This window comes from Stenomitos frigidus ULC18 (assembly GCF_003003795.1).
GTDB classification, from domain to species: Bacteria; Cyanobacteriota; Cyanobacteriia; order Leptolyngbyales; family Leptolyngbyaceae; genus Stenomitos; species Stenomitos frigidus_A.
In genome coordinates, this window is sequence record NZ_PVWK01000113.1 from 1 (window position 1) to 8942 (window position 8942).

Genomic DNA, 8942 nt, shown 5'->3' on the forward strand with positions numbered 1-8942 from the left:
CTGCACCTCCAAATCGTTGAAATCGATACCTCCATCTAACTTTACATACCGGAGCTTTTCAAGCCTGATCTACTTATAGCATTACAACTACAGACCAAGCTACTCTCTCTGGCATCTTAGATTTCTGTGCTAAAAGCGGCTGAAGTATCGGCTACTGCGGATTTACATGGGACAGTTTTAGCGCTTATAGCGACCTAGTAGACTCTGACAGGCATACAGCTACCAGAGCGATAAGACTCAGGCAAGAGGCTCAAGCCCCCTGTCCATCGGTAGGCGAGCTCACGCCCAACTCTACTAGATTCTTTCCCTTTTAGCGCCATTTCAGTGTTATGGCTGCGGCAAGAGAATGATTAACCCTTTAAGATTGGAGAGAAGATAACACATTCACCTCACTCTATGGGTTCTGTTTCGACGTATGAGTTCATCGGTGGCAAAACCCCAGGCTTTCAGCCCTGCCAAATTGTTTGCTTACAACATGAAACTAGCTACCTGTATGCAGAAGTAGTCCAGGTTGTTGAGAGTCGCCATCTCTGCTGGGTTCGTCCCCTGATATTGACACTGCGGTCGGCAGAAACGCTTACCTGGGATAGTACACTATTGGAACGGTCAGACTGTTATGACTTACGCCAAGACTCCGATCTACTTTTACCACTTACTTTATTTCGGGCAGCACTTGATACTGAAGTGCTACCGTTGATGGCTAACCTTTATGCCGATGATAGCGTCAGACCTGAGCAAGAAAGCCTTCGTTCAAGAGGGCACCAATTGTTCAGGCAGTTCATTCAACAAGTCTGGCAGGCACACGCAGAAATATTTCAAAACCGATCGGAATTTCAAAACCGATCGGACGAAAAAAAAGCGTGATGTGCTATCTCTAATGTTTAAAGAGTGCTGGGGGCGAAACCGTTCAGCCAGCAATGATTAAAGAACTAGCAATAAAGACGTAGCTCGGCTTCATACTTCAACCCGACCGACGCACGCGTTACGCTATCGTCAGCCTATCCTACAGATAATTATGCCTGCCTACTTGTCTCTAATGTTTAAAAAGTACTGAGGTTGTAAGCGTACAGCCAGCAACAATTGAGTAAGTAGCATCAATAAAATCAATCTTACCTATACCCTGCCCAACCTAGCGTTGGCTTCAATGGGCAATAAGCAGTAGACCAAACGCACTGTTAGAACTATAGGCTTAAGGATTAGGGACAAGCTGAATTCGTCCTGCATCCATTTCTGACATTAATAATTCAAGGGCTTCAAAATCGACATCTGAGATATGACCTAGACGTGTGAGTTCATAATTGATCTCATTCTCAATGTCAGGAGTCAGTTTTTTAATGTGTAAAGCTTTTTGGACGAGGTGCCGAATCATTGCTGTTCTTTTCATTTTGATTAGCAGGAGCTCTGCATAAATTCTCTTCTGCTTAAGTAGTAATGGAAGTGATCTAAACCTGGAAGCAAGGGTGATTTAGATCACTTTTTACAGTAGCCGATGACGTAGGTAACAAATCAATCAGCGAAGGCTGGCTGAACACTAGAACGAGGAAGCTTCGCGCTGTAAAACGAAACCCGTTGTGCTTTCGCAGCGTTTGTTTCTAGCCCATCGCGGCTTGAGCTTTGTTTTGTCATAGGCTTCACTGCTAAATGCAGCCAGCTATCATGCTAGGTTGGGCAGGTTTTTTAAGATGACTGCCAAATGGGAAACCTTGGCTATGGATGACTACCTTTTTTGACCTGTATGAATCCACAAACTGATTGGGAAAACCTCTGTCTTAAGGTAGATATTGCATCTTAACAAGCAGGAGGGATTGGCAACATTAGCTAAGGCGCATTGTGCATTCTAAAAGCAACCGCTGGTTTGCTATAGCGAAAGGCTGGATTGCAATTGCTTGGCGAAAAGCTTCAATTGCTGCGGGATAGTTACCCAAGGCTGCATGACATAGCCCTAAGCCGTGTAGAGCACCAAAATGGACTGAATTTAAGCGGATAACGGTTTCGCAATCTGCGATCGCCTGACGGTATTGACTCTGAGCGTAGTAGAGCACCGCTCGTCGATTCCAGGCTTCAGCAAAATCAGGGTGACTTTGCACCAATGCTGTCAGAGTAGCCTCTGCTTCAGGACTGTTACCTTCTTCAAGCAACGTTTGAGCGCGTCGGATCATCTCTAAGCCAGGCATGCCTTTTTGCTCAAACCAAATGCGCCAGAGCGACTGAGTAGCACGCTCACGCACAGATTCGTCAACACTTTTCAAATCTTCGAGTAGTGGCGCGATCGATGGTTCTTGCATCACTGTGAAGCACCAAGGGGAGAACAGAGTGGTTTTAACTTCCAAGCTATTGTGTCTTTTTTGTGACGATTCGATCGGACACGCCTGCTGGATTTGCTGAACTAACAAATTCTTCAGGCATTACTTTATCAGTTGTTTACATTTCAAGTGCTCTACGGCACTTCAGAATGAGGCAGACGCGGCGTCATCTCCTGAGTGAGGAGTCACAATGGCTGGATGTTGGTTAAGCCAGCGATCGATATCGGCTCTAACGACAGCGGGGATTTCCCAAGGGAATAAATGCGCGGCATTGGGGTAGCAGCGATACTGAGCATCGGGCAGTGCTTGAGCGGTTTCCAGGCTGGCCGCGGCTGTGATGTGACGATCGTCTGCGCCAGCAAGCACTAAACACGGACATTGAATCATCGGTAGATCGGCAAGGCGATTGTAGCCCCGTTGGAGAGCCATAGACAGTGCCTGTGTTGCCCGACTCGATGTTTGTAGGTAAGCAGGTAACGCTTCTTTGGCGAGGTAATGATAGGCGGTAGGTGTGTGCTGCTGAATCAGATAGCGATAGAGCGATCGCTGCGCAAACGTATCAATATTCCACTGCCCACCGGGATTGAACCAGTTGATCAGCGAGGCAACTCCGGTATAAGCATTGTCATACCACGCAATCGGCGGGTGGCTGCTTTTCGGTCGTGCTGCTGTTGCAACTAAGATCAGCCCACTGATCCGTTCGGGCAGTTGTAACGCTAACTCTAAAGCCAAGATGCCACCCAATGACCAACCTAAAACCAGGCAGCGCGAGATTTGATAGCGATCGAGCAAAGCCTCAAGATCACGTAAGTGATCGGTCATTACAAAAGCTGCCGGAGCAGGGCTGCTGCCATAGCCTCGCAAGTCTGGCGCGATCGTCCTAAACCGAGTGGACAACGGCTGTGTAAAAACCGATAAGCTCCGCCCTGATCCGGGATGACCATGTAAACAGAGAATGGGAAAGCCCTGCCCTTGCACCAATGTGTGAAGTTGTACGACCTGTGGTGACTTTTGAGGCACGGGTTATTGTATGGCCTAAGACTGCGAGCAAAATTCTATGCTAGCGGTTAGATTTTCCTCTAGCTCCCAACTCTACATTCTATTAAGATTAAGTAAGATTAAGACGCAGGGATTGATGCTCACGCTCTTGACTCTGCTCTAGACGTGCCAAGAAACCATACCGACGAGTGAATTGCAATCATTGCGCCTCAACAGTGCTTTTTTGACAAGGATCAAGCTTGTCGTCTTACCTTTACTATTGAGTGGCGATCGTGGCAACTTTAAACAAGGATTGACCTGAACCATGGCAGAAGAAACAACGCCGAACCAAACCGAAGGGCAGCCCCTTACAAATAGCGAAGCGAAAGCAAGTGACCTGCCAACAGCGAATGCATCAGAGCCACAGGTTGCTAAGTCAAACGCCGTTTCTGATACTCCAGAGACTGACGCCGTTCCTAAAAAGCCTGCCGCCAAGCGCGCGCCCAAAGCAGAGGCTGAAGGTGAAGGTGAAGGTGCTCTACCCGCCGCTAAAGCTAAAAAAGAAAAACCGCCTGCATTGGAAGATAAGCCTTTCGCTGCTTTTATTCAGCAAGACTTTCTCCCAGCGCTGCAAGCAGGCTTAGTAAAACAAGACATTCAGTATGCCGAACTAACGTTTGAAAAACGGAAGATTAACGTTATTGGCTTTACTCAAGCGCCAGAATGCTGGCAGGTGGTTGGCCGCTGGCAAAGTGGCAAGCAGACCAGAGAGTTTAGCCTCTACTTCTTTGACGAAAAGATCAATGGACAGAAAGGCTTCTCCTATTCAGAGAGTGGTGGCAAAGCCAGCACGATGGAGTCGTTTCGGATTGATGAGCGTAAGGTTGATCTGGGACTGTTAGTTTTTTGGACACTACAACGGTTAAATGCTCAAAAGTGGCTGGTAAGAAATTAAGGGCTCAGAAATAAGGATCAACCGCTCTTCTTAGGCGTTTTCTAAGTAAGGGGACACCAATATGGTCATTTGGCTTTTGGAATCTCCCTGGCCGTATGCCTCACAGTTCCTTAAATTCATAGGTCACAACCCCCGTCTCCGGATCGTTGGTAATGTCAGCGTAGCCCGCTTTCACCATCTGTATGAGGGTTGCTTCGACATGGGCAAAGCTGGCTCCCGTTTCCATCACACCTTGAGTGACGGAGAGCTTGCCGCCTCTCGTTTCTGCAGCTCGCAGCAATTGCACAAGCAATGGATTCGATGTCGGCGGCAGCGGGGTAGGATGCGTCGCAACGACCCGTTGAATCACGGCCTGGTTGGGCAGGGCACCTTCGGGTAGCAGCCCTTGCCGCGCTCTGAGTTTAGAGTTGTGCTGATCGACCATGTTTGGAATCAGCAGAAGGTCAATAATCTGCCCAAAACCAAAAAGGCCAAAGCTAAACATCCATAGCAGACCGGTCAAAATTTTGCCGTTGTAAAGGCGATGCAGTCCATGCACTTGAAGCAGGCAGCCAAGCCAAAGAAGATAAGCCGTGCCAACTTTGTTCATACCGATTCGGGTGACGTTCGTTTCCACGTTCTTAAATGATAAAGACTTTGCCTCGAAACAGGCAGAAGATGAGGCATGGTAGGGCTGCGCAGTTACAAAAGTTGATGACATGTTGTAACTTTTAAGGCGATCACTCAGTATCGGTACCCATTACCTTGATAAACTAGGTAGCGTAATCATCGCTGTGGTTTCGTACGCGCACGCCATTGAGCTCCAGCAGACTTGCTGTAAGCCTGATCGCATCTGTGCTAGCTTATCTTTGTGATAGTGGTACACTGCGGAGATTCAGCGCACCATCCCTTCGATGCAGAATCTGAAAAAAGAACGAAACGACTCATGGTAGATTCCCTTAAAAAGCCTGGCTTTGAAGAAATACGTCCCGGAGTAAAAGTTCCCGCGAAAGAAACAATTCTGACGCCCCGGTTTTATACGACTGACTTTGATGCAGTGGCGGAAATGGATATTTCGCCCAACGAAGATGAACTGCAGGCAATCCTGGAAGAGTTTCGGGTCGATTACAACCGCCATCACTTTGTGCGAACGACTGAGTTTGAGCAATCCTGGGATCACATTGATGGGGAAACGCGCCAACTGTTTATTGAGTTCTTAGAGCGCTCCTGCACGGCTGAATTCTCCGGCTTCTTGCTCTACAAAGAACTGGCGCGTAAGCTGAAAGACAAAAACCCGGTCTTGGCAGAGTGCTTTTCGCTGATGTCTCGTGATGAAGCGCGTCACGCAGGCTTTCTTAACAAGGCGATGTCAGATTTTAACCTCCAGCTTGACTTGGGCTTTTTGACGAAGAGCCGGAGCTATACCTTCTTCAAGCCAAAGTTTATTTTTTACGCGACGTATCTGTCTGAAAAAATTGGCTATTGGCGCTACATCACGATTTACCGTCATCTTGAAGCACATCCGGAAGACCGGATTTACCCAATTTTTCGCTTCTTCGAAAACTGGTGCCAGGATGAGAATCGTCATGGCGATTTCTTTGATGCCATGATGCGATCGCAACCCCAGATTCTCAATGACTGGAAGGCCAAGCTTTGGTGCCGCTTCTTTCTGCTGTCCGTGTTTGCCACCATGTACTTGAACGACATCCAACGATCGGGCTTTTACAAAGCGCTGGGTCTTGATGCGCGCGAGTATGACATTCACGTGATCAACAAAACCAATGAGAGCACTGCTAAAGTCTTCCCAGTCGTTTTAGATGTCGAAAACCCAATCTTCTACCAACGTCTTGATCAGTGTGTGCAGAACAACGCTAAATTGACGGCGATTGTCAGCGCAAACACACCAAAGTTTGTGCAGTTCTTTCAAAAGCTGCCTTACTACACCTCTAACGCTTGGCAACTTCTCCAGCTTTACTTCATGAAGCCGATCGAAGCTGCCCCTCTACAAGGAACAGCTCGTTAGATAGCATTCTTGCTCTTGGTTTTGACGGCTTTGCGTAACCTGCAACTTACAGACGCAAAGCCGTTTTTTTATGGAAACAATTTGGAGTCTGCCACTATCAACATATTCATGAATCGAGTTAACCGCTTCATATCGCACCCATCCTCTCAACACAACCGTTCTCAGGCATTTTTTTTGGCCGTTAGTTTCACGTTCGTACCCTGTTCTGCTTGGGGTTTACCAACTTCGCAGGCGGCGATCGACCAAAACCTCCAAACACAACAGAATAGGACGGTTACAGAAGACGTAGAGGCGAAAAGCAGTCCTCAACAAATCCCCGTTCAGCCGCAAAACCGACCTGCTTCAAGCCATCTAGATCTTGACTCAAACCTAATTCAAAGTAGCCCCGTCCTACAACGTTGGTTGAAGCAAGTGCCTGACGTTTTAGCTGATATCAAACGTGATCCTAGTTTTCGGACACGGCTGCGTCTTGGCTATTCTCAGTTTCCCTCGACCGAACACGCAAGAGGAATCAACCTTGGCATTGAAGATCTGTTTGTAGGGCGATCGGGCTTGACGTTGAGTGGCAATTACCAGACGGCCTTTAATGGTCAACGTGAGGTGTGGGGAGGCGATGTGCGCTATTATGTGCGACCACTTGGCAATATCATCAATCTCGCTCCAGTCCTCGGCTATCGCCATTTAGAAACTACTCGATACACAACAGATGGCGTTCATGTTGGTCTACGCCTGCTGCTGGTGCCGTCACGAACAGGTGCTGCCGATCTGGCTGTAACGCAAAGTTGGGTGGCACCTGGCAGCGAGAACGAAGTCGGGTTAACCACCCTTTCCTTCGGCTATGCAATGACGCATAATCTGCGTCTCTCCACTGACCTTCAGAAGCAAAATTCTCGTTTTCGTAGCGATAGCAGTGTTGGCATTGGACTGGAGTGGCTATTTTAGACGCCCATCACTGGTTGAAGCGTTTCCAGTGTTTGTTGTAGTCTGCCCGCAAGACTTGGTTTTTCTAGTTGAGCGTGGTGTCAAGCTTGTTTCCTTCAACCTCAACGGGTGGGGATGAACAAGTTACGCCCATCCCCACCCGTTGAGGCGAAGTTCCTCATCAAATGTCAGCCACTCATCAGTGGTCATCTTCAAGACAACGATCGATCAGTCAAGTGCTAGCGCTCAGCGTAAAAGACTCTCTTGAGTTAGATGCTTGTATGCATCAATTATTGAGAGGCTTTGATATGGTTTGAGACAGCACTGGGGCTAACCCCATCCGCCATTCTTGCCCCACGCAAGTAAGCATGGCTTAGATTTGCATCACTGACGTTTGCATCACTCAAATCTGCGTTTGTCAGGTTCGCCTTCGTTAGATTTGTTTCTGTCAAGTTGGCTCCTATAAGAACCGCGTCAGTTAGATTAGCATGGCTCAAATTAGTGCGGGTCAAATTCGCCTTTGTGAAATTAGCGCCACTCAGATTTGCACCACTTAGATTCAAATTCCTGAGATTCGCTGCCATCAGGTTAAGGTTTCTAAAATCTCTTTGCCCCGCTGAGTAGCGACTCATAAGTTCTTTAGTGTTCATAGGATTTGGAAGGGTAAGAGGTGGCATAACAGAATTCTCAACGCTCAGCGCGCAGGCGATAGGTAAGAACAGAGACGTCCCCGGTGGGAACAAAATAAGTTTCAATTTGGCGCTGATCTTTGAGGTGCTGTAAAGCACGAACCAGCAGTGGATAGCTTTTGCCCGTTAGATCAAAAAGTTGACCGCGGTTTTTGTCGCCTTGCTGAAGCGCCTCTAAAATAATGCTCTCGATTGGGGGAGTGGACGCTTCGGTGGTCATTGGCGGAATCTCCGCTTACCTTGCTTATGTTTGGCCAGTGCTTTACGTTTACGCTTCTCGATCGGCGTTTCAAAATGGCGATGCTTACGCATATCCGGGAAAATGCCTGCTTTCGAAACAGCGCGCTTAAACCGACGCAACACTGAATCAATGCCTTCACTTTCACCAGGAATGATTTGAGTCATCCGAACTCCTCGCAGATTGATGAGTGTAAGATTGAACGAGGCTCTGCCCTACAGCAAGCTATCAACAAAAAAGACAGACTCCTTGTCTGCCTTTAAGACTTTAGAGTAAAAGCTGTAGTCGCAAATTTTAGTAAGGTCTGGAGGTGCGGTTATTGTTTGACCAGTTGCCACCTGACGAGCCTCGCTCTTCGCGGGGACGTGCTTTATTTACCTTGAGGTCTCGCCCCATCCATTCAGCGCCATCGAGTGCTTCGATCGCGGCTGACTCTTCTGACTCTGTACCCATCTCTACGAAGGCAAAACCCCGTAAGCGCCCTGTTTCTCGGTCTGTCGGCAACTGCACTCGCTTGACTTCGCCATACTCGGCGAAGGCTTTATTGAGATCATCCTGCGTGACCTCATAAGACAAATTGCCAACGTAAATTGACATAGAGAATCTCCCGAATCAAAAGTGTGGAGAGTTAGATTCGGAGAAACGCTCGTGAAACGAATTACACAGCCGAAAATAATCCTTACCAGCAAGCCTAACACAAGATTCCGCTAAGACGCCGATGCCCGGCAATTACCTGTTGCTTGTACAAGTTTTCATCTACAGTAAGATGCATCGTTTAACTAGTGGTCTGTCAATTTTCAGTTGATGGGTAAAGTCGCTGTAGTTTGATGCGTGCATCGGCTGTCGTAAACCGCCA

The 8942-nt window shown here is 47.9% G+C and carries 11 protein-coding genes; 4 read left to right on the forward strand and 7 right to left on the reverse strand.

Features of this window, described 5'->3' with window-relative positions; translation table 11 throughout:
* Window positions 1-396: 396 nt before the first annotated feature.
* A complete protein-coding gene (locus tag C7B82_RS20690) occupies window positions 397-864 on the forward strand; it encodes a hypothetical protein (RefSeq protein ID WP_106258226.1) in 468 nt (155 codons plus the stop codon).
* 950 nt (window positions 865-1814) lie between these two features.
* Here C7B82_RS20690 and C7B82_RS20700 read toward each other — a convergent pair.
* Together C7B82_RS20700 and C7B82_RS20705 are read right to left on the reverse strand one after the other, a co-directional pair.
* A complete protein-coding gene (locus C7B82_RS20700; protein ID WP_106258229.1) occupies window positions 1815-2285 on the reverse strand; it encodes a tetratricopeptide repeat protein in 471 nt (156 codons plus the stop codon).
* Window positions 2286-2447: 162 nt separating this feature from the next.
* Entirely contained in the window at window positions 2448-3323 is an 876-nt protein-coding gene (locus C7B82_RS20705; RefSeq protein WP_106258231.1) for an alpha/beta fold hydrolase, read from the reverse strand.
* Between the two features lie 283 nt (window positions 3324-3606).
* Between C7B82_RS20705 and C7B82_RS20710 the strand changes: the two genes are divergently transcribed.
* A complete protein-coding gene (locus tag C7B82_RS20710) occupies window positions 3607-4236 on the forward strand; it encodes a DUF2996 domain-containing protein (RefSeq protein WP_106258233.1) in 630 nt (209 codons plus the stop codon).
* Window positions 4237-4336: 100 nt separating this feature from the next.
* Here the strand turns inward: C7B82_RS20710 and C7B82_RS20715 are convergent, their stop codons facing one another.
* Window positions 4337-4852: an NINE protein gene (locus C7B82_RS20715; protein WP_245940019.1), complete on the reverse strand. Its 516-nt coding sequence runs from the start codon at window positions 4850-4852 to the stop codon at window positions 4337-4339.
* A 309-nt stretch (window positions 4853-5161) separates the two neighbouring features.
* Between C7B82_RS20715 and acsF the strand changes: the two genes are divergently transcribed.
* A complete protein-coding gene (acsF, locus tag C7B82_RS20720) occupies window positions 5162-6238 on the forward strand; it encodes a magnesium-protoporphyrin IX monomethyl ester (oxidative) cyclase (protein WP_106258236.1) in 1077 nt (358 codons plus the stop codon).
* 411 nt (window positions 6239-6649) lie between these two features.
* Window positions 6650-7180, forward strand: coding sequence for a hypothetical protein (locus C7B82_RS31595; RefSeq protein WP_146141222.1), 531 nt, complete (start codon window positions 6650-6652; stop codon window positions 7178-7180).
* Between the two features lie 269 nt (window positions 7181-7449).
* On the opposite strand, the gene C7B82_RS20730 is transcribed toward C7B82_RS31595, so the two are convergent.
* From C7B82_RS20730 to C7B82_RS20745, 4 genes are all read right to left on the reverse strand, one after another.
* A complete protein-coding gene (locus C7B82_RS20730; RefSeq protein WP_106258238.1) occupies window positions 7450-7809 on the reverse strand; it encodes a pentapeptide repeat-containing protein in 360 nt (119 codons plus the stop codon).
* Window positions 7810-7846: 37 nt separating this feature from the next.
* Window positions 7847-8068, reverse strand: a complete 222-nt coding sequence (locus C7B82_RS20735) for a hypothetical protein (RefSeq protein ID WP_106258239.1) — start codon at window positions 8066-8068, stop codon at window positions 7847-7849.
* On the reverse strand, window positions 8065-8253 hold the full coding sequence (gene rpsU / locus C7B82_RS20740) for a 30S ribosomal protein S21 (protein WP_106258241.1): 189 nt from the start codon (window positions 8251-8253) through the stop codon (window positions 8065-8067). Before rpsU ends, C7B82_RS20735 begins: the two co-directional genes overlap by 4 nt.
* A 127-nt stretch (window positions 8254-8380) precedes the next feature.
* Window positions 8381-8683: an RNA recognition motif domain-containing protein gene (locus C7B82_RS20745; RefSeq protein ID WP_106258242.1), complete on the reverse strand. Its 303-nt coding sequence runs from the start codon at window positions 8681-8683 to the stop codon at window positions 8381-8383.
* Window positions 8684-8942: the final 259 nt, after the last annotated feature.